We start from the raw sequence: 226 nt of genomic DNA on the forward strand, positions 1-226 counted from the left end.
TTGGCCCGGGCGCGCATGCCGGGCCATTTGACGCGGCGATAGATCTCGGCCCGTACCGCATGGGTGAACCACCATCCGAAGCGCCAGGTCCCGAGGGCTCCGATCACCAGCGTGATTTGCAGAACATCGGGCTGGAAGAACCTGTTCTGGGTACTGACCAGAAGATAGAAGAGCCCCGTCAGCGCCACCGCCAGCAAGAAGATCTGCCTTGCCTGCCACTTGGCAA

The 226-nt window shown here is 61.9% G+C and carries 1 pseudogene; it reads right to left on the minus strand.

Features of this window, described 5'->3' with window-relative positions:
• Window positions 1-226 (minus strand): annotated as a pseudogene (locus tag E0702_RS18585) (hypothetical protein); the annotation flags it as partial.

The organism is Halomonas marinisediminis (assembly GCF_004347715.1).
Classification (GTDB): domain Bacteria; phylum Pseudomonadota; class Gammaproteobacteria; order Pseudomonadales; family Halomonadaceae; genus Halomonas; species Halomonas icarae.